Here is a 20,077-nt window from a genome sequence, read left to right on the forward strand (position 1 = left end):
GGGTGCCGAACGATGTCGGCACCCGCCCTGAGCAGGTGGTTCCCTACCGGCGGAGAGCGTGGGATTCGAACCCACGGTACGGGGTCACCGCACGACAGTTTTCAAGACTGTTCCCTTAGGCCGCTCGGGCAGCTCTCCAGGCGGAGGTCAGCCTAACGGGTCCGGCGGGGTTCGGCGCACACGTTTGGGCACCGGCGGGGGTCACGGCTGGTCGCCGACCCGCTCGGCCAGCGTGACCTTGGTGTTGAAGGTCTGGCCGTTGCGGGTGTACTCGACGTCGACGGTCTCGCCGGGCTTGTGCGTCCAGATCCGGCTGACCAGGGCGGGGCCGTTGTCGATCGGGACGCCGCCGAGCTTGGTGATGACGTCGCCCGGCTTGAGGCCGGCCTTGTCCGCCGCGCCGCCGGGGGTGACGGCGGGCTGGCCCTGGATGTCCTTGGTCTGGATCTGCGCGCCGTCGCCCTTGTAGTCGTCGTTGCGCAGCACGTCGAGCTTGGCGTAGACCGGCTTGCCGGTCTTGATCAGGGTGTCCGCGACCCACTTGGCCTGGTTGATCGGGATGGCGAAGCCGAGGCCGATGCTGCCGGCCCGGCCGTTGGACGAGGCGTTGGACTGGATCGCCGAGTTGATGCCGATCACCGCGCCGCCGGAGTCGAGCAGCGGGCCGCCGGAGTTGCCGGGGTTGATCGAGGCGTCGGTCTGGAGGGCGTTCATGTACGAGGCCTGCGAGCCGGTCTCGTCGCCGGAGGCCACCGGGCGGTCCTTGGCGCTGATGATGCCGCTGGTGACGGTGGACTCCAGGCCGTACGGCGCGCCGATCGCGACGGTGGCGTCGCCGACGTTGACCTTGTCGGAGTCGGCCAGCGGCAGCGGGGCCAGCTTGCTCTTGGGCGGGTTGTCGATCTTGATCACGGCGACGTCGTAGCCCTCGGCGTGGCCCAGCACGGAGGCGCCGTAGGAGCTGCCGTCGGCGAACTTGACGGTCAGTTTGCCGCCGTTGAGGGTCGGCGCGACCACGTGGTTGTTGGTGAGGATGTGGCCCTCGGTGTCGAAGACGAAGCCGGTGCCGGTGCCCGACTCGCCGTTGCCCTGCGCCTTGATGGTGACGACGCTGGGCAGCGCCTTCTGCGCGATGGCGGCGATCGAGCCGGGGGCGGGCTCGTTCTTCTGGGTGTCGCTGGCCTGGACGGTGGTGCTGCGGTGGTCGTTCGCGGAGCCGACGCTGTCGGAGCGGTCGGCGACGGTCACGCCGAGCACGCCGCCGGCCACACCGGCGACCAGCGCGACGGCCGTCATCAGCGCGACCAGGCCGCCGCGCTTCTTGCGCGGGCCGCCGGGGCTGCCCGGAGCGCCGGAGTGGTCCGCCGGGTAGCCGAGCGGGCCCGCCGGGCCGCCGGGGTAGCCCGCGCCGCCGGAGGCGGAGTCGTGGGGTCCCCAGCCGCCGAGCGGCTGGCCGGCCCCGAAAGGGTGGTGGCCGTGCGCGGCGGGGGCGGCGGGAACGGCCGGGGCGGCGCCGTACCCCTCGTGCGGACCGGCGGCGGGGACGCCGTGGGTCGGGGTGGCGTACGGGTTGCCGGCCGGCGGCAGCGCCGGGGCGGCGGGCGCGGCGGCGGCCGGGGCCGCCGGAGCCTGCGGGGCGGGCAGCAGGACGGGCGGCGGCGCGTCGATGTACCCGGTGGCCGGGTCGACGGCCGGCTCCCCGGCGGCGGCCACGGGTGCGGCCGGGGCCTGCGGCGCGGACACCTTGGTGAAGGCGACGGTGGGCTTGTGGCCGCCCTCCGCCTGGCCCGCGTCCGCCGGAACACCCGGCGCCGGGACGCCCTCGGCCGACCCGGCGTCGACGGGCGGAGCCGCCTCGACGGCAGCGGCCCCGGCCGCGCCCGCCTCCGGCTCCGGCACCCGCCGGAAGGCCATGGTCGGCTTGTGCCCGCCCTGAGCGGGGCCCTCGGAAGCGGACTCGGCCGCCCCCAGGCCTGCGGGCTGCTCCCCCTGCGGCCCGGTGGGCCCAACCTCGCGCTCGGTGCTCACGGACGACCTCCATAGCTGGCAGAACCAAGGACCATAGTTTTTCGCACTGTCGATTCGTTTGCCGTAAGGACCCCTCTGAAGAACTCATAAGAATCCTTAGCCGGCACCGACACCGGCGCCGGAACCGACCCGGTACGGACACCGGAACCGACCCGGTACGGACACCGGAACCAGCACCGACGCCGGTACCGACGCCGGTACCGACGGCCGAGGCTCCCCTCCCCGCCGGGCGTCCCGCGATGCGGACCGCACGCCCTCGGCCTTGGGTGTTCGCCCCCGTGCCGGTTAGCCTGTCGCTCCAAACTGACACGCGGGAGCTTGGACCCACCAGGCTGAGAGTGCGCATGTCGACCGTACGCCACACGAGTGACGGCCGTTCGAGGGGGCGCTGACCGCCGGAACCTGTCCGGGTAATGCCGGCGTAGGGAGTATCGGCCATGCCGCCTGCTTCGCCATCCTCTTCTTCGGGCGCGAACGCCCCCGCTTCCGGTCCGGACACCCCGGCTCCCGGCGCGACCGCCGTCCTGGAGCGCCCCGACCACGTCGAAGCGCCCCTGGTCCTGGACACCGAGCCGCCGCGCACGCTGCGCTTCCGGGACCACTTCGCGCTCTGGATGAACCTGGGCGTCAGCCTGATCGGCTTCTCCACCGCCGCCACCGTGCTCGGCGCCCCCGGCAGCGAGCTGTCGCTGGCCGCCGCGGTGACCGCGATCACGGTCGGCACGGCGGTCGGCACCGCGATGCTCGGCGTGGCCTCGCTGATCGGCGCCCGGACCGGCGCCCCCGCGATGGCGAACCTGCGCGGGCTGTTCGGCACCCGGCTGTCGTACCTGCCGACGGTGCTGAACATCGTCCAGTGCGTCGGCTGGGGCGTGTTCGAGCTGCTGACCATCTCGGCGGGCGCCCAGACCGTCGCGCACACCACCGGCTACCGCTGGCTGTTCGTCCTGCTCGCGGGCGCGCTGACCACCGCGCTGACCATCTGGCCGCTGGGCTCGATCGCGGTGCTGCGCCGCTTCGTGGCCGGGGCGGTCGCGGTGGCGATGGTGTACTTCACCGTCCAGCTGGGCCGCCAGGGCGTGCCGGACCCGGGCGCGGGCAACTGGCACGGCTTCCTGGGCGCCACCGACGCGATGATCGCGGTGTCGGTCTCCTTCGTCCCGCTGGCCGCCGACTACACCCGGCACTCGCGCACCCCGCGCTCGGCGTTCTGGGGCAGCTTCTCCGGCTACACGATCGCCCAGGTCTGGTGCTACGTGCTCGGCCTGATGGCGCTGCTGCAGTCGGACGGCGACCCGAACCGGATCTTCGACTCCTTCCTCGGCGTGTGGGCCGGCTGGCTGTTCCTGCTGGTGCTGGTGCTGCGCGAGACCGACCAGTCCTTCGCCAACGTGTACTCGACCGCGATGTCGGTGCAGAACCTGCTGCCGAAGGTCGACCGCCGGGTGCTCTCCGGGGCGATCGGCGCGCTGACCACCGTGCTGGCGCTGCAGATCGACGAGTTCACCGACACCTACTACGGCTTCCTCGGCCTGATCGGCTCGGTGTTCGTACCGCTGCTGGCGGTGCTCGCGGTGGACTACTTCCTCGGCGCCGGCCGGCGCGGCTGGAACCTCTCCGCCGACGCGCCGTCCCGCTGGCTGATGCTGCTGCCGTGGGCGCTGGGCTTCGCGGTCTACCAGCTCATCGCGCCGACCCGGGTGGCCGACTGGTGGACGGACTTCTGGACCTCCGCCCGGGAGGCGCTGCACTTCAGCCCGCAGGAGTGGACCTCGGCCTCGCTGTTCGCCTTCGTGGTGCCGGCGCTGGTCACCTGGGCGCTCACCCCGCTCGGCCGCCGCACCGCCGGGCGCTGAACGGAACCACCGGGCACTGAACGGAACCGCCCGGCACCGAGCGGACGAAGACGGCCCCACAGGTTGGGGCCGGCTTCGTCCGCGCTTCACCTCCGCCGCCTATCGTTGGGCCCGTGACCAGCCCAGACCTGTCCTCGACGACGGCGCGCACCGTGCCGCCCGTCCAGGTGATCGCCCACCGCGGTTCCTCCCACGCCCTGCCCGAGCACACCCTCGCGGCCTACCGGCGCGCGCTCGACGAGGGCGCGGACGCGCTGGAGTGCGACGTCCGGGTCACCGCCGACGGCGCGCTGGTCTGCGTCCACGACCGCCGGATCGGCCGGGTCTCCAACGGCCGGGGCACCGTCTCGGCCATGACCCTCGCCGAGCTGGAGGCGTACGACTTCGGCGCCTGGAAGACCGGCCGCCCCAGCACCGACCCGGAGCTGCGCGGCGTGCTGCGGCTGGAGCGGCTGCTGGAGCTGGTGGTGGAGTGCGGCCGCCCGGTGGACCTGGCGATCGAGACCAAGCACCCGGTGCGCTTCCGGGGCCGGGTGGAGACCGAGCTGCTGCGGACGCTGGAGCGCTTCAAGATCGGCGCGACCCGGGACGGCGACCGCCCGTCCGCCCGGATCATGAGCTTCTCCTCGGTCGCGCTGAGCCGGGTGGCCGCCACCGCACCGGAGTACCGGCGGGTCTTCCTGTTCGAGCGGACCATGCCGCTGCTCGGACGGCTGCGGCCGGGCTCGCCGCTGCCGGGCGGGGCACGGATCGCCGGCCCGGGCATCGAGCTGGTGCGGGCCCGCCCGCAGCTGGTGACCCGGCTGCGCGAGCTGGGGCACGAGGTGCACGTGTGGACGGTGGACGACCCGGCCGACGTCGAGCTCTGCCTGGAACTCGGGGTGTCCGCGATCATCACCAACCGGCCCGCGGAGGTGTTGGCGCAGCTCGGCCGGTGATCCGCCGACGCACCGATCGCGGTAGCCCGCCGATCCGGTCACTCTGGTCGGCAGTCAAACCTTCCCCGCGCGATATTGCCGGAATTCTTGCGCCCGGGCGACGCAGGGTGAGCGGGGAATGACCTGATGTCGACCGTCGGGCGTCCCGCCCGAAATGGGCCCGCGGGATCGTCCGGTGCTCGTTTCCGACGCATTACCAAGGGGCATCTCTCCCTCGGCATACGCTGAAGGAGGTCCGGGGGTGGCGTTGATGGTGGCGCGTGAAGTGCCGACTTCATCGACCATGGCAGTGCCGCACGGCCCAGCGAGTGTCGGGGTCGCACGGCGCCGACTGCGTCGAGATCTGGGTGACCGGCAGATACCGGAACCGGTCATCGATGATGCTGTTCTGATCCTTTCCGAGCTGTTGAGCAACGCCTGTCGGTACGCCCGCCCGCTCGGACCGCTGTCGGCCCTGGGCCGCAGCGCCCGGGCCGAGGTACTCGGGCAGGTGCTGGTCGGCGTCCCGTCCGGGCCGCACTCCGCGCAGGGCGGCCGGAAGCCCGCCGACGGCTCGGACGAGCCGGACGGCGGGGTGCTGGTCCGCTGGCAGATGCACGCCGACGGGGTGCTCACCCTGGAGGTCACGGACGGCGGGGCGGCCACCCGGCCGCTGCCCGCCAGTCCCTCGCTGACCTCGCGCGGCGGCCGCGGCCTGGGCATCGTCGACCAGCTGGCCAGCGACTGGGGCGTGCGCGACGCCCCCGGCGAGGTCACGGTCTGGGCGGCGCTGCCCGCCCGGGCCCGGCACGCCCGGCGCACCGGAGGCGATGCCCGTAGCGCGTGAGCCGGGCTCGGGGAATGTGTCGTTAGGCTTCCCGGGACACAGGACCACCGTTCCCGGGAGAGCCGCAGCATGGGCAAGAAGGCCGCCAAGAAGGCGCCGCAGCGCCAGTCCACCACCGCCGTCACGGGCGAGGTCCCCGTGGTCGGGGCCCGCGAGGACTGCCCCTGCGGCTCGGGCCGCCGGTACAAGGCGTGTCACGGCCGGGAGGCCTCGCACGCGGTGCAGGAGCTGGTGCACCGCCCGTTCGAGGGCCTGCCGGGCGAGGCGGACTGGGTGGCCCTGCGCGAGCTGGTGCCCGCCGCCACGGCGCCGCTGACGCTGGCCGCCGGGGTGGCCGAGGGCGCGACCGGTGACGTCCCGTCGGTGACCCTGGCCACCGTGCTGCCGCTGGCCTGGCCGGCCCTGCGCCGCCAGGACGGCTCGATCCTGCTCGGCCTGCAGACCCAGTCCGCCTCCGGCGACCTCAGCCGCGACCTCGCGGACGCCCTGGAGCTGGCCCTGGCCACCGAGCCGGGCAGCCCGGTGCCGGCCCGCCGGACCGTCCCGGGCGGGCGCCGACTGCAGGACCTGCTGGACACCACCGCGGCGTTCGCGCCCACCGTGCACACCGGCTTCGAGTTCTGGCTGGAGGACGCCGAGGCCTCCACCGGTGAGGTCGCCGCCTCCCTGGAGCGCGCCAACGCCTCGGCCATCCCGACCGAGAAGCTCGCCGGTGTGGACGCCGCCTACTGGTGCGGCACCCCGGACAAGAACCACCTGCGCTGGGTGATGACCGTGCCCGAGGAGCGGCTGCTGGACGCGCTGGCCCGGCTGAACGCGGCCGGCGAGGCCTCGCTCGGCGCGGACACCCGCCTGGTGGGCTCCTTCCGCGCCCACGGCCTGACCGTCCCGGTGTGGGACCTGCCGCTCGCGATGACCGCCGCCGACTGCGAGAAGCCGGCCGCCGAGTTCGCCGAGCGGCTCGCCGCGGTGCTCGCCGACGGAACGCCGCTGAGCGCCGAAGAGCGGCGCGCCCGCGCGAACCTGGTGAACCGTCAGGTCACCTTGAACTAAAGCGCGCGGGATCCGCGTGATACGCGTCACATTGTCGCGGTGAACGCGCAATTTCCGGGCGTGGAGGGCGTCTTGGAAATTGGCGCGGGCGCAGATCCTTGTTACTGTCTAAAGAGTCCGGCCGCTGGTGCATCCCCCGTCGCCAGCGGTCGGATCTTTTGTTTTTCCGGGGCGCCCCGGTGAACGGCTCCGGCGTCCGCCCCGTTCCGGTGATCCTCAGTAGGCCGGACGTCCGCGATCGAGCCGGACCGTCGCCTCCACCAACTCCCCCAGCAGCGGCCCGACCTGCGGCAGCCAGACCCCGCCGCCGACGCCCGGTCGCGGCGCCATCACCCAGCGCACCCGGCCGGCCGCCCCGCCGGGCGGCAGCGGCAGGAAGCCGCCCGCCCCGTGGTAGCGCAACGATCCCGGCACCCAGGGGAGTTGGGCGAGCATCTCGCCGAGCACGTCCAGCGAGTACGGCGCCACCAGCAGCGCGTAGCGGCCCGGCATCGCCAGCACCGGCCCGAGCGGCAGCCGCAGCGCGCCCAGGTAGCCCAGCGCCCGGGCGCCGGCCGCCGCGGGCAGGCTGACCGCCGAGACGGTGGAGCCGGTGGCGGCCAGCACCGGCGCGTCCGGGCTCTGCCGCTCCCACCACCAGCGCACCATCCGGGCGTCCGTGGTGGCGGCCAGCAGCGAGGGGTCGTGCGGGTGCGCGCCGGGGACGGTGCAGTCCGGGTCGCCACAGGAGCAGCGGCCGTCGCGCAGCACGGTGCCCGGCACCACGGGCCAGCGGTGGTCCACGGCGGCCGCCAGGGCCGCGGTCAGCCGGGCGGAACGCTCCTCCGACCGGTCCTTCGGGTTCTCACGCATGGCGCTCGTTCCTTTCCCTGACCGCTCGGTTCGCTCCGCTCCGCCGGCGTCCGTCGGGATCCTCCGTGCGGGCCCGCCGCGGCGGGCCCCGGACTGCGCGAAGCGGGGCGGGCGGCAGGACGGGCGGCGCGGCTACGACGTGGAGCAGGTGTGGAGCACGACATGAAAGGGCCGAACACCGGCCCAGCCCTTGGAACGAGAATCCCGTACGCGACCGGATGGACGCCGCCCGGGCGCGCTTGGTTCCACCGTACGAGTGAGAGTGTTCCGGCCGGCGCGGCTCGCGGGCGGCACGGACATACGATCCGGACGGCCGCCCGGTCCGTCCTCCCGGTTCTGCCCGTTCGCGGCCCGCTCCATGCCTCCCGCCCACCCGGCGCGCGCACGGACCCCGCACGCCCCCTGACCGGGGCGCGAGCGATGTGGAACCGGCCACCGCGTCGTCCTGGATCTGGACATGCCCCGAATGGCCTGTGTAGAAGTGGTGGCATTGCTGTCGATCAATGACGAGTAGTAGCGAATCGAGGCGAAACACGCCCTTAGGCCGTGCTCGCTCCACATTGGCCGCATCTGGGGGTTTCGCATGGCACGTAGCACCGCGTCAGGAGTGACGGCATGAACGAGTCCCACCCGTCGGCGGCCCTCCCCCCGACGACGACCGCCGAGCCGGGCGAACCCGGCTGCGCAGGCGGGCTCACCGTCCTCGACCCGCCGGGCCTGCCCGGCCCCGTCGACGCCCCGGACGGCACGCCGGACGCCCGCGCGGAGCCGTCCACCGCGGTGCAGGACCGTTTGGCCGGACGCCTGTCCGATATCACCAGCCTGCACGAGCACACCGAGCGGCTCGTCCGCGCCCGCGGACTGGCCGCCGTCCTGGACACCGTCCTCGCCTCCGGCGCCGCCCTGCTCGGCGCCCGCCGCGGCGTCCTGGTCACCAGGCAGCCCGGCGGCGGACCCGGACAGCCGGTCGGCTTCGGCCTCGACCGCGCCAGCCTCGGCGCCCTGGAGACCGTCCCGACCGAGCAGAGCATGCTGGCCCGGCTGCTGCGCGAACGGGACCGGCCCGCCCAACTGCACTCCCGCGATCTCGCCGAGGACCCGACCACCGGCGCCCGGCTGCGCGAACTCGCCGTCCACCTCGGCCTCGGCGGCGCCTACGGCCTGCCGCTCGCCACCGTCGAGGACGGCCCGCTCGCCGCCGCCCTCTGGTTCTACGACGAGCCCGCCGAACCGACCGCCTGCCGGCGCGAGCTGGCCCGCCACTACTGCGAGATCGCCGCCCCGCTGCTCGCCAAGCAGCTGGAGGCGGACCGGATCTCGCGCACCACCGAGGCGCTGCGCCGCGGCCTGCTGCCGGACCGGCTCCCCCGGGCCGCCGGGCTGCGGCTGGCCGCCCGGCTCGTCCCGGCCGGCCTGGAGCGCTCCTGCGGCAGCGACTGGTACGACGCGATCCCGCTGCCGGACGGCACCATCGGCCTCACCGTCGGCTCCGTCTCCGGCGACGGCCCCGGCGCGGGCCCCGGCTCCGCCCCCGGCGCGGCCGCCGCGATGGGCCGGATCCGGGCCGCGCTGCGGGCGTACGCGGTGCTGGAGGGCGAGGACCCGGTCTCCGTCCTGGGGGACCTGGAACTGCTGCTCAAGACCACCGAGCCGACCCGCACCGCCACCGCCGTCTACGCCTGGCTCGAACCCGAGGAGCGCCGGATCACCCTGGCCGGCGCCGGGCACTGCCCGCCCGTCCTGGTCGGCCGGCACGGCGCCGAGTTCGTGGAGACCTCGCTCTCCGCCCCGCTCGGCATGCTGGCCTGCTGGGAGGCCCCCGGGGTGGAGTTCACCGCCGAGCGCGGCGACACCCTGCTGCTGTACACCGAGGGCCTGGCCCGCCGCTGCGGCCCGACCCTGCACGCCGGCCAGGCCAACCTGCGCCGGGCCGCCGCCGACGCCCCGCGCGACGTGCGGATCGATCCGGACCGGCTCTGCGCCCACCTGCTGGCCGTCTGCCCGGACCCGGAGGCCGGGGGCGCGGCCACCGACGACCTGATGCTGCTGGCGGCCCGCTTCGAGTGACGGTTCGATCCCGGAACAACCGGGCGGCCGGTCGTCCGTACCATGGACGCACGGCCGCCCGCGCGTGTCGCGATCCGACACCTCCCCCGAGGGGCGGCGGTACCACCCCCCAAGGAGGCGTTGCACGTGACCGAGGACCGTACCCCCGCGGTGGCCGAGAACCCCGAGGCCGAGGGCGGCGAGGAGCCTGAGCAGTTCAAGGGCCGCAAGAACGGTCTCTACGGCGAGATCTCCGACGAGCTGGCCGCCTCGATGAAGTCCGGCTGGGCCGACACCGAGCTGCACGGCCTCACCCCGGTCGCCCAGGCCCCGTACGCGGCCGAGCGCCGCGCCAAGCTCTCCGCCGCCTTCCCCGGCGAGCGCCTGGTCGTCCCGGCCGGCAACCTGCGGGTGCGCTCCAACGACACCGACTACGCCTTCCGCGCCTCCAGCGAGTACGTCCACCTCACGGGCGACCGGACCGAGGACGCGGTGCTGGTCGGCGAGCCGACCGGCGCGGCCGGCCACGAGTTCACGCTCTACCTGCTGCCCCGCTCGAACCGCGAGAACGGCGAGTTCTGGCTCGACGGCTACGGCGAGCTGTGGGTCGGCCGCCGGCACAGCCTGAGCGAGCAGGAGCAGCTGCTCGGCCTGCCCGCCCGCGACGTGCGCAAGGCCGCCGAGGAGCTGGCCGCCAAGGCGGCGGACTCCGCCGTGCCGACCCGGATCGTCCGCGGCTACGACGCCGGCCTGGAGGCCGCGCTCGCCGACGCCCTGGACGCCGACAAGGACGCCGAGTTCAAGGAGTTCCTGAGCGGCCTGCGGCTGGTCAAGGACGAGTGGGAGATCGGCGAGCTGCGCGCCGCCTGCGACGCCACCGTCAAGGGCTTCACCGACGTGGTCCGCGAGCTGGGCCAGGCCGTCGCCACCTCGGAGCGCTGGATCGAGGGCACCTTCTGGCGCCGCGCCCGGGTCGAGGGCAACGACGTCGGCTACGGCACCATCGCCGCGGCCGGCCCGCACGCCACCACCCTGCACTGGGTGCGCAACGACGGCGACGTGCGCCCCGGCGAGCTGCTGCTGCTGGACGCGGGCGTCGAGACCAGCACCCTGTACACCGCCGACGTCACCCGCAGCCTGCCGATCGACGGCCGGTTCACCGGGATCCAGCGCCGGATCTACGACGCGGTCTACGAGGCCCAGGAGGCCGGCATCGCCGCGGTGAAGCCCGGCGCCCGGTTCCGCGACTTCCACGAGGCCTCGCAGCGCGTCCTCGCCGAGCGGCTGCTCGCCTGGGGCCTGCTGGACGCCTCGGTGTACGACGTCGAGAAGGTCCTGGAGCTCGGCCTCCAGCGCCGCTGGACCCTGCACGGCACCGGCCACATGCTCGGCCTGGACGTCCACGACTGCGCCCACTCGCGCCGCGAGGAGCACGTCGACGCGCTGCTGGTCCCCGGCATGGTGCTGACCGTCGAGCCCGGCCTGTACTTCCAGCAGGACGACCTGACCGTACCGGAGGAGTACCGCGGCATCGGCGTCCGGATCGAGGACGACATCCTGGTCACCGCCGACGGCAACGAGAACCTCTCGGCCGGCCTGCCCCGCCGCGCCGAGGACGTCGAGGCCTGGATGGCCTCGCTCGCCTGAGCCCCGGCACCGCGCAGGGCCCGGCCTCCCGAGCGGTGGGAGGCCGGGCCCTTCGGCTCCGCCCCGGGCTCAGCCCTGGCTGTAGGGCTGGACCAGGGAGTCCACGCCGTGGTGGCCGGCGGCCACCCCGCCGACCTCGATGGCCATCGGTCCGGCGTGCCGCGCCACCGCGACCCGGAACGTGTACCGGACCGAGCTGCCCGGGAGGAGGTCCGCCAGCCCGGTCGGCTCCACCCCGACCCGGCCGTTGCAGTCCTGGACCGTCGTGAGGGTCTTCCACTCCCCGCCGACCTTCGTCTGCACCGTGACGTCCGACTCGGACAGCCCCTCGCTGTTCCGGGCGGACAGGAACACCGACGGGTGCATCCGGGTGACGCCGTCCGGCGAGGAGAGCGTGTAGGAGAACTCGGTCGGGGCGCCGCCGTAGACCAGGAGGGACGGCTCGGACACCGCGTCCACCACCGGGCGGTGGGCGTCGACGACCTTCGTGGTCACCACGCTCTTCGCCATGTCCCGGTAGGACTTGTCGTGCGGGGCCGGGGCGTCCGCCTCGACGGCGAGGCTGCCCGGGCGGTCGGCCACGTCGAGCACCATCCGGTACTCGACGGTCCGGCTCTCGCCCGCGGCCAGGGTGAAGGCCGCGTCGTCGCCGCTGCCCGCGTAGTCCATCCCGCCGCCCTGGCTCAGCCCGGGCAGGGTCTTCCAGCCGGAGGCGTCCTTGCGCTCCAGCGTGCCCCGCGCCGTCGAGAGCACCAGCCGGCACGGCGCGCCCTCGTACTGCCGCGTCGCCACCACCGGCGCCACCGCGCGGCTGCCGGAGGCGTCGTCGTTCCTCCAGGTCACCGAGAACGAGACCGTGTCGCCCACCTGGATCCGCTGGCCCTCCCGCAGGCCGTTGAAGGTGATCCCGATGCCACCGGGCTTGGCGGTGCTGTCGGTGGCGGGCTTGGCCCCGGTCTTGGCGACGGGCCCGGCCGCGCTCTTCGCGACGGGCCCGGCCCCGGTCTTCGCGGCCGGCGCGGCGGCGGTCGGCGCGGCGGTGGACGGCGCGGCGGTGGACGGCGCCGCCTCGGTGGTGGGCGCGGCCGGGGCGGTCGTGACCGGGGAGGTCGGGACGGAGCCCGCGCCGGGGGTGGCCGACGAGGTGGCCGCGGGGGTGGGGGCGGGAGCCGGGGCGGCGACGGACGCCCCGCCGTTCGTCGGACCGCAGGCGGCGGCACCGACGGCGGCCACGACGGCCAGCGGGACGATCTTCGCAATACGGGCGATAACGGACGCGTTCATGTGACAGTCCCCCAAGGACACGGTGATGGTGATCGGAGTGGTCGGGCGCCTGCTGTCGCGCCCCGAGGAGCCGGCCCGAGCCCCCCGGCTCCGCCGGCTCGCTCTCCCCGCCTCTCACCCTGATAGACGTCCATCCCACCGGGGGGTTGCAGGTGGGTCCGAAGTTTTTTCCGCGGACTTCCCCGGAACGCCGAAAGGCGCCGTGACCAGGGGAAACCCCCGGCCTCGGCGCCTCGAAGGCCCGCCTGGGACGGCTACTTCACGACCGTCACCGGGACGGTCAGCTCCTTCAGCGCGGCCAGCGGCGCGGTCCCGTCGTACGGCAGCGTCAGCTGGACGGCCACCGGCATCGTCCCCGGCCCGTCCACCGGGTCGAGGGCCATCCGGTACGTCACCTTCCTGGTCTCACCCGGTGCGAGCGGGAACCGGGCCTTGCCGCTCACCACCGCGTAGTCCATGCCGCCGCCCATCGAGAGCGGGATCTCCGTCCAGCCGCCGCCGTCCTGGCGCTCCAGCTTGCCCTTGTTCATCGGGAGCACGACGTTCGGCGGCGTACCGGCGTACTCCGTCGTGTAGACCAGCGGCTGGAGCTGCGGGTAGGTCTTCTGGCCGGTGTTCCGGTACGTCACCGTGAAGGTCACCGGGGTGCCGTCGGTGGACACCTTCTGCCCGGCTCCGATGCCTCCCTCGACCGTGATGGAGAGGTCCTTCGCGGCCTGCTCGGCCGAGGACAGGCCCGGCGACCGGTGGCCGCTCACGTCCAGGCTGTTGACGATCGCCGTCAGGCCCGACTGGTAGTCGCTCTTCAGCCCGTTCGCCAACACGAAGACCTGTTCCCCGCCCATCCCCCACAGCTGGGCCGTGAAGGTGTCGCCGGGCTTGCAGGTGACGTTCCACTGGACCTTGTCGACCGCCTTGCCGGCCACCGTGGACCTGGTCCGCGCGGGGTCGCCGACCGAGGCGTAGCCGTTCTCGGCGACGTAGGGACGGCCCCAGAGCGGGCAGTTCGACCGGCGGCCCCAGCTCCCGGAGCCGGTCACGTCGGTCATCGTCGGCCAGGCGCCGCCTTCGAGTTCGGCCGGGCTGTCGTAGGCCACGACCAGGACGCCGTACGGCTCGCAGGTCGACTGCGACCAGCCCTGCTGCGGGTCCGTCGGCGCGCCCGGGCTCAGGACGCAGACCCGGTCGGCCGAGACCGGCACGGCCTTCCAGCCCGCCGGGACCTTGAACCTGACGCCCCGGAGGCTGGACGAACCCGCCGCGCCTCCGGAGGAGGTGGACGACGGGCTGCCGCCGTCGGCGAGCGGGGCCTCGGTCCGGGGGGCCTCGCCGGTGGGGGTGCCCGGGTCGGTCGGGGCGGCCGTCGCGCTGGGGGTGCCGGTCGGCTCGGGCGTCGGGCTCGGCGAGGTGGTCAGGGTGGCCGCCGGGGGCGGGACCTCGTCCTGGGCGACCGGATCGCCGTGGAAGGTGAGCACGCCGACCGCCACGGCCGCGGCCAGGCCGAGCGGCAGGGTGACGGCGTACACCGGGCGCAGCCGGCGGACCCGGCTCTTCGGGGGCGCGGGCGGACGCAGCCCGGTCGCCGTGACCAGGGAGGCCCGGGCCGTCATCGCCTCGCGGAGCAGCCGTTCGGTCGGTGTCCCGGCCGGTCCGTCGCCGTCGCCGCCGGTGCGGCCGGGGAGCTTGTCGGTCATCGAACCTTCTCCAGGTGCTTTTCCAAGGCGTCCAGAGCGCGGCTGGCGGTGGACTTCACGGCGCCCCGGGACAGTCCCAGGGTCTCGGCTATCTGCGCCTCCGACATGTCGGACCAGTAGCGCAGCACCAGCACCTCGCGCTGGCGGGGGGTCAACTCCTGCAGCGCAACCAGCACCCGGCGGTGCTCGTCGTTGAGCACCGCGTGGTCCTCGGCGGACGGGGCGTCGGCCACGTGCGGCGGCACGTACTCGCGAGCGGTCCTACGGCGGCGCAGCATGGAGCGGGCGCCGTTGACCACCGAGGTGCGCAGGTAGCCGAGCGCGTTGTCGAGGTCGTCCAGTTCCTCGCCGTGGCGCTGGTAGAGCTGGGTGAAGGCGTCCTGGACGACGTCCTCGGCCAGGTCCTGGTGGTCGACCAGCAGGACCGCCATCCGGACCAGGCCGAGCCGGTGGGCGTGGTAGAGGTCGGTCAGGGTGGGCCGGTCCTCGGCCGGCCTGCGGCCGCCGCGCAGCAGCCGGAACCCGGAGCGGCGCTGCTTCGCCTCCTGCTCGGTGACGACGGCGGCGAGCGGTTCGCCCGCCTCCTGCGCACCGAACAGCGCGGCGACCACTCCTCGGATGGAGAAGCCGCGAGCCCCTGACTGCGCGGCGGTCGGCCCGATGGCCATGGACATCTGCGTTTCCGCTTTCCCCCGGGACGGTGACGGCTGCCGCCGTTCCGTCAGGTCACCTGATCAAGATCGTGATCGGGGGGATCATCCCAGCCGTCCGCTGCCGGGCTCCCTCCGCCCCCGTTCCGAGGACGTCTGACGGCGGTGGAGGTTGCGGGCGGGTTCGAGGAAAGTTCCGAGGTGGCCGGGACGGCTACACTCACCGGCATTCCGCCACCCGTGAGCAGGGGGTTCGCATGGCCGAGCAGAACGTCGACGGTCCGGTCGGGGCCGGCACCGGTCCGGCCGCCGGGCCGGCTCCGACCGGTACGGACGCCGGTACGGCTCCGACCGTCCAGGCCGCGGGCAGGGTCGCGGCCGGCGGCACCGCCGTCGGGTCGCGGCCGGTGGCCGTCGCCATCGGCCGGCGCCCGGAGCCCGTGCACGATGTCGCGGTGTACGCCTTCCCGGGCATGGCACCGTTCGAACTCGGCGTGGTGGTCGAGGCCTTCGGGCTGGCCCGGCCGGAGCTGACCGGCCTGCTGGCGGCGCCCTGGTACGGGCTGAAGGTGTGCGCCGACCGGCCCGGGACGGAACTGGAGGCGGTGGGCGGCTTCGCGCTGACCGCCCGGCACGGGCTGGACGAGCTGGCGGCGGCCGACACCGTGGTGGTCCCCGGGGTGCCGAACGCGTTCGGCGGTGTGGGGGCGGGCGTCTCCCCCGCCCTGGTCCAGGCGCTGCGCACCGCGCACGGACGCGGCGCCCGGATCGTGTCGATCTGCTCGGGCGCCTTCGCGCTGGCCGCCGCCGGGTTGCTGGACGGCCGGGAGGCGACCACCCACTGGCGGTACGCCGAGCTGCTCCAGCAGCGCTACCCGGCGGTGCTGGTCAACCCGGACGTGCTGTACGTGGACAACGGAGACGTGCTGACCAGCGCGGGCAGCGCGGCCGGCATCGACCTCTGCCTGCACCTGGTCCGCCGGGACCACGGCGCCAGGGTGGCCAACACGGTGGCCCGCCGCTTCGTGGTGGCCCCGCACCGGGACGGCGGGCAGGCCCAGTTCGTCGAGGCGGCGGTCCGCCCGGTCGAGGAGGAGGACGACGGGGTCGCCCGCAGCATGCAGTGGGCGCTGGACCACCTGTCGTCCCCGCTGACCATCTCGCAACTGGCCGGCGCCGCCCGGATGTCGGACCGCTCGTACCTGCGGCACTTCACCGCCCGCAACGGGACCAGCCCGATGCGCTGGGTGGTCACCCAGCGCATCGCGGCCAGTCTGGCGCTGCTGGAGTCGCCGGAGGGGTCGGTGGAGGAGATCGCCGCGGCGGTCGGCTTCGAGAGCGCGGCGACCTTCCGCCACCACTTCGGCCGGGTGATGCGCACCTCCCCGACCGCCTACCGGCGCTCCTTCGGGCGCGGGGTGGCCTGAGCGCGGACCCTCGGCGTGCGGTGGCCTGAGCGCAGGTGGCCTGGGCGCAGGCCCTGAGCGCGGGTGGCCCGAGCGCGGGGCCTACTGCCCCTCGCTCTTCTCCTCGCGCCGGTCCGCGTTCGCGACGATGGCGTCGTGCAGCCACTGGGCCAGGCCCGGCGCGATCTTCTCGTAGGTGTCGGTCCAGCGCGCGTCCGAGACGTACAGGGAGGCCAGGCCGCGGTGGATGGTGAACGTGCAGTCGTAGAAGTTCCGGCAGATGTGCTGCCGGTGCTCCTCGGCCAGGTCCGCGGCCACCGTGCCGTCGGCGGGCTCGCCGGCGGTGACCGCCGCGGCCAGACGGTCGTTGAGCTCCGTCGTCTCGACCTGGATGCGCTGCCAGTCGGCCTTGGAGTAGCCGCCGGTGCGGCGCTGCGACTCGGCCCAGGCCTCGGTGTCGCCCCAGCGCTGCTCGGCCTCCTGCTCCCACTCCTCCTGGTAGTCCTCGCCGAAGATCTCGAACTTCTCCTCCGGGGTCAGCTGAATGCCCATTCTCCGTGCCTCCATGGCGTGTTCGACGGCTGAGGCGAGTTCCTGGAGGTGACTGATCCGGTCGGTCAGCAGCCGGTGCTGCCGCCGGAGGTGTTCGGTCGGGCTGACCGAGTCGTCGTCCAGGATCGCCGCGATCTCGTCCAGGGGGAACCCGAGTTCGCGGTAGAAGAGGATCTGCTGCAGCCGGTCGAGGTCGGCGTCCACGTACCGGCGGTAGCCGGACCGGGTACGGCCGGCCGGGGACAGCAGGCCGATCTCGTCGTAGTGGTGCAGGGTGCGGACGGTCACCTTGGCGATCTTCGCCACGGCGCCGACCGAGTAGCCCTCACTGGTCATCGGAGTTCCTCCCTGGTGCTGACCACCACCCTCGGCTCTCACGTCGCGTGAGGGTCAAGCGGTGAACGGGAACGGGCGCGCGCCCGCCTCAGACCCCGGCGCCGGCCGGCGTCCGCTCGCGCCGCCGGGCAGCTCTGGCGTCCCGGCGGCCACCGCCGCCGCCGTCACCCGGGGCGCCGGGCCGCCGACGGGGCCGCCGGGTGGGCCAGAACAGCACGTACCCGGCGGAGAGCACCACGAAGGCGAGCCGGACGAAGCCCCGGGCCGCGTCGGACGGCAGGAACAGCGTGCCGCCGTACAGCGAGGCCAGCGCGATCCAGCTCCACCACGGGACGAGCCGCTTCTGCCCGACCGCGTCCCAGAGCAGGGTGCCGAGCAGGATCGAGGCCGTGTAGTAGGTGTAGACGCTCGGGTCGAGCAGGATGCGGGCGTCCGCGCCCAGCAGCACCACGGCCGGCCAGCGGCCGCGCCATACGGCGGCGCAGCCGAGCCCGATGCCGAGCGCGAACTGGGCCGGCCGGTCCCACCAGGGGGTGGCCGGGTCGGTGACCCCGAACCAGCGCAGCGCGGAGGCGGGCTGGTTCGGGATGGTGAACTTGGCGGCCGCCATGGTGTCCAGGTTGCCCAGGTAGAACGGCAGCCAGGCGATCGCCACCAGGGCGCAGAACCAGAGCGCGGTGCGCAGCCAGGCGGGCCGGGGCAGCGCCAGGAGCAGCGGGGCGAAGGCGATCGCCCAGGGCTTGGAGTCCACCGCCAGCGCCAGGAAGACCGCGACCTGGACGGGCTTGCCGCGGGCCAGGGCGTGCGCGGCGAGGGTGGTGAAGAACAGCGCGAGGACGTCGTCCAGGTGCGCGAAGCGGACCGAGACCTCGACCCACATCGGGATGAACGCCAGCCCGGCGATCAGCAGCCGCTGCTGGAGCCGTCGGTGGTTGGTCCCGGTGCCGAGGTAGTACAGGGCGGCGGTGCGGCCGACCAGGACCAGCATCACCAGGCCCAGCCCGGCGCTCACCGCCTCGGCGACCAGCTCGCCGGTGTGCGGGGCGAACGGGGCGGTGAGCCGGGCCGCGGCCAGGCTCACCGGGCCGATCTGGAGCTCCGGGTGGTGGGCGTAGAGCGACAGGCCGCCGTCGGACTGGCCGCTGAAGAGCAGCTGCTCGCCCTGGCGCAGGTAGTGCCAGGAGAAGCCGCCGCTGGGCTCGACCAGGAGGAACCAGAGCACCGTCCAGGCGGCCAGCAGGACGTGGTGCCTGCGCAGCGGCAGTCCGGCGATCCGCCCGGTCGACGCCTCGTAGTCGGTGGTGGCCCGTGCCGTGCGCGCTGTCCGCACCTGTCCTCTCCCCGCCGTTCCGCCCCCCTCCGGCCGGACATCCTATGTGACGGAGGAGAACCGGCCGTGCCGCCCGCGGATCCGTCCGACGGGACGGGGCGGGCGGCACGGGGAAGGCTCCGGAGACGCTCCGGAGACGCTTCGGGGCGGCGCTGGGGAGGTCTGGGAACGCTCGGGAACACTCGGGACGCTCGGGAACACTCGGGACGCTCGGGAACGCCGCCCGGGTCGGGTCGGCGGCAGCCGTGGCCCGGCCCTCCCGGGGCGGCGTCCCGGAGACGGCGCGCTCCTCAGCGGGCGCGTCTCACGCTCGGCGCGCCCCGGGGCGACGCGCTTCGGCTCAGCCCTGCTGGGCGGACTTGCGGCGGCGCAGCACCACGAGGGTGCCGACACCGGCCACCAGCACGGCGGCACCGGTGGCCGCGATGGCGGTGGTGTTGTCACCGCCACCGGTCTGGGCCAGCGCCTTGTCGCTGCCGTCCGCGGCGGCCTTGGCCTTGTCGACGGCGGCAGGGGTCAGCGGCGGCGGGGTGATGACCGGGGGCTCCACCGGGAAGTCGATCGGGCCCGCGGTGTCGCCGCTGCTCTCGGCCGGGGCCGGGGCGGTGGCCGAGCCGGACGGCTCACCGGTGGCCGGGGTGGTCGGCTTCTCGGTGGGCTTCCCGGTCGGGCTGCCGGTCGGCTGCCCGGTCGGCGTGGCGGTCGCGGTCGCGGTCGCGGTGGCCGACGGGGAGCCGCTCGCGGTCGGGGACGGCTTGCCCGTCTGGGTCGGGGTCGGCGTGGGGCTGGGCTTGCCGGTGTGCGACGAGGTGGGCGTCGGGGTCGGCTTGCCGCCGGCCGCCTTGATGACGAAGCCCACGCCGCCGTCGCAGCTGAGGTGGCCGTTGTCGACCGGCTGGTGGCTGGAGTCGTCGAGCTGGGCGGCGAAGACGACCGGGACGACGCCGGCCCGGCCGAGCGGGGCACCGTCGGCGAAGGACGCCCGGACCTTGATCGGGACGTTCTTGCCGCGGTTCACCCCGAGCAGGTCGTCGGCGACCGGGTTGCCGCTCGCGTCGAGGGTGCCGAGCATCATCAGGACGGAGTTGTTCTTCTCCCCGCTCTGGTCGGGGGCGACCACCGCGGTCTGCCACTCGCCGCCGGGGAGCCGGTACTGGACCTTGAGGTCCTTGGCCTGGAGCGAGCCCGCCTTGTTCTTGAACTTGAGCAGCGGGATGAAGACGAAGTCGTGCTTCGTCCGGTTGTCGATCTTGAAGGTGAACTCGCGGGCGTCACCGCCGGCGATGAAGGTGCCGGGCACGCCGTTCAGCGAGAGGTCGAGCCCGGCGTGCGACGCCTTGTCGGCCTGGGACGCGACGGCGGACGGGGTGCCGGTGGCGCCGACGGCCATGGCGCCCTGGGCGCCGGCCAGCACGAGCGAGGACGCGAGCGCGGCGGCCCCGGCAAGGGAGAGACTGCGACGTATGGACAAGGGAGACCTCACGGAAGAGTCCGGGCGAGGCCCGGGCGCGAGGGGGCGGCCGCAGACGCCGCGTACCCCCCGCGAAGCTGAAAGTCCGACGGAGAGTACCGAACGATC

The 20,077-nt window shown here is 74.2% G+C and carries 15 protein-coding genes, 1 tRNA gene and 1 riboswitch; of the genes, 7 read left to right on the forward strand and 9 right to left on the reverse strand.

All coding sequences use genetic code 11. The features are described 5' to 3' along the window. Positions 1–50: 50 nt before the first annotated feature. Positions 51–138: transfer RNA gene (locus ACIQI7_RS07055), tRNA-Ser, on the reverse strand. A 63-nt stretch (positions 139–201) separates the two neighbouring features. Then, the gene (locus tag ACIQI7_RS07060; protein ID WP_401106877.1) at positions 202–1,914 is read right to left on the reverse strand and encodes a S1C family serine protease; all 1,713 of its coding nucleotides are present in this window, start codon (positions 1,912–1,914) and stop codon (positions 202–204) included. A gap of 414 nt (positions 1,915–2,328) precedes the next feature. Beyond that, positions 2,329–2,473: riboswitch (TPP riboswitch) on the forward strand. Between ACIQI7_RS07060 and ACIQI7_RS07065 the strand changes: the two genes are divergently transcribed. From ACIQI7_RS07065 to ACIQI7_RS07080, 4 genes are all read left to right on the forward strand, one after another. Next, on the forward strand, positions 2,466–3,884 hold the full coding sequence (locus ACIQI7_RS07065; protein WP_401105929.1) for a purine-cytosine permease family protein: 1,419 nt from the start codon (positions 2,466–2,468) through the stop codon (positions 3,882–3,884). Its footprint overlaps the riboswitch before it by 8 nt. A gap of 113 nt (positions 3,885–3,997) precedes the next feature. Further along, positions 3,998–4,822, forward strand: coding sequence for a glycerophosphodiester phosphodiesterase (locus tag ACIQI7_RS07070; protein ID WP_401105931.1), 825 nt, complete (start codon positions 3,998–4,000; stop codon positions 4,820–4,822). 241 nt (positions 4,823–5,063) lie between these two features. After that, positions 5,064–5,648 (forward strand): ATP-binding protein, encoded by a 585-nt coding sequence (locus ACIQI7_RS07075; RefSeq protein WP_401105932.1) that lies wholly within the window; start codon positions 5,064–5,066, stop codon positions 5,646–5,648. 69 nt (positions 5,649–5,717) lie between these two features. Then, on the forward strand, positions 5,718–6,701 hold the full coding sequence (locus tag ACIQI7_RS07080; protein WP_401105934.1) for a DUF5926 family protein: 984 nt from the start codon (positions 5,718–5,720) through the stop codon (positions 6,699–6,701). 216 nt (positions 6,702–6,917) lie between these two features. Here ACIQI7_RS07080 and ACIQI7_RS07085 read toward each other — a convergent pair whose 3' ends face one another. Beyond that, positions 6,918–7,553 (reverse strand): bifunctional DNA primase/polymerase, encoded by a 636-nt coding sequence (locus tag ACIQI7_RS07085; RefSeq protein WP_387752217.1) that lies wholly within the window; start codon positions 7,551–7,553, stop codon positions 6,918–6,920. A gap of 615 nt (positions 7,554–8,168) precedes the next feature. Here ACIQI7_RS07085 and ACIQI7_RS07090 point away from each other — a divergent pair. After that, on the forward strand, positions 8,169–9,620 hold the full coding sequence (locus tag ACIQI7_RS07090) for a PP2C family protein-serine/threonine phosphatase (RefSeq protein ID WP_401105937.1): 1,452 nt from the start codon (positions 8,169–8,171) through the stop codon (positions 9,618–9,620). A 126-nt stretch (positions 9,621–9,746) separates the two neighbouring features. Then, a complete protein-coding gene (locus ACIQI7_RS07095) occupies positions 9,747–11,246 on the forward strand; it encodes an aminopeptidase P family protein (protein WP_401105939.1) in 1,500 nt (499 codons plus the stop codon). A gap of 69 nt (positions 11,247–11,315) precedes the next feature. Here ACIQI7_RS07095 and ACIQI7_RS07100 read toward each other — a convergent pair whose 3' ends face one another. From ACIQI7_RS07100 to ACIQI7_RS07110, 3 genes are all read right to left on the reverse strand, one after another. Further along, positions 11,316–12,530, reverse strand: a complete 1,215-nt coding sequence (locus ACIQI7_RS07100) for a hypothetical protein (protein ID WP_401105941.1) — start codon at positions 12,528–12,530, stop codon at positions 11,316–11,318. Positions 12,531–12,784: 254 nt separating this feature from the next. Next, a complete protein-coding gene (locus tag ACIQI7_RS07105) occupies positions 12,785–14,224 on the reverse strand; it encodes a hypothetical protein (protein WP_401105942.1) in 1,440 nt (479 codons plus the stop codon). Further along, positions 14,221–14,898: an RNA polymerase sigma factor gene (locus ACIQI7_RS07110; protein ID WP_401105944.1), complete on the reverse strand. Its 678-nt coding sequence runs from the start codon at positions 14,896–14,898 to the stop codon at positions 14,221–14,223. Before ACIQI7_RS07110 ends, ACIQI7_RS07105 begins: the two co-directional genes overlap by 4 nt. 233 nt (positions 14,899–15,131) lie before the next feature. Here ACIQI7_RS07110 and ACIQI7_RS07115 point away from each other — a divergent pair, with 233 nt between their 5' ends. Continuing rightward, positions 15,132–16,301, forward strand: coding sequence for a helix-turn-helix domain-containing protein (locus ACIQI7_RS07115; RefSeq protein WP_401105946.1), 1,170 nt, complete (start codon positions 15,132–15,134; stop codon positions 16,299–16,301). 81 nt (positions 16,302–16,382) lie between these two features. Here the strand turns inward: ACIQI7_RS07115 and ACIQI7_RS07120 are convergent, their stop codons facing one another. The 3 genes from ACIQI7_RS07120 to ACIQI7_RS07130 all read right to left on the reverse strand — a co-directional run bounded on the left by ACIQI7_RS07120 (position 16,383) and on the right by ACIQI7_RS07130 (position 19,969). Next, positions 16,383–17,168, reverse strand: coding sequence for a MerR family transcriptional regulator (locus ACIQI7_RS07120; protein ID WP_401105948.1), 786 nt, complete (start codon positions 17,166–17,168; stop codon positions 16,383–16,385). An 88-nt stretch (positions 17,169–17,256) separates the two neighbouring features. Further along, the gene (locus ACIQI7_RS07125; RefSeq protein ID WP_401105950.1) at positions 17,257–18,498 is read right to left on the reverse strand and encodes a hypothetical protein; all 1,242 of its coding nucleotides are present in this window, start codon (positions 18,496–18,498) and stop codon (positions 17,257–17,259) included. Between the two features lie 340 nt (positions 18,499–18,838). Continuing rightward, complete coding sequence (locus tag ACIQI7_RS07130; protein ID WP_401105951.1) at positions 18,839–19,969, reverse strand: LPXTG cell wall anchor domain-containing protein; 1,131 nt, start codon at positions 19,967–19,969, stop codon at positions 18,839–18,841. Positions 19,970–20,077: the final 108 nt, after the last annotated feature.

This window comes from Kitasatospora sp. NPDC092039, assembly GCF_044756065.1.
Lineage (GTDB): Bacteria > Actinomycetota > Actinomycetes > Streptomycetales > Streptomycetaceae > Kitasatospora.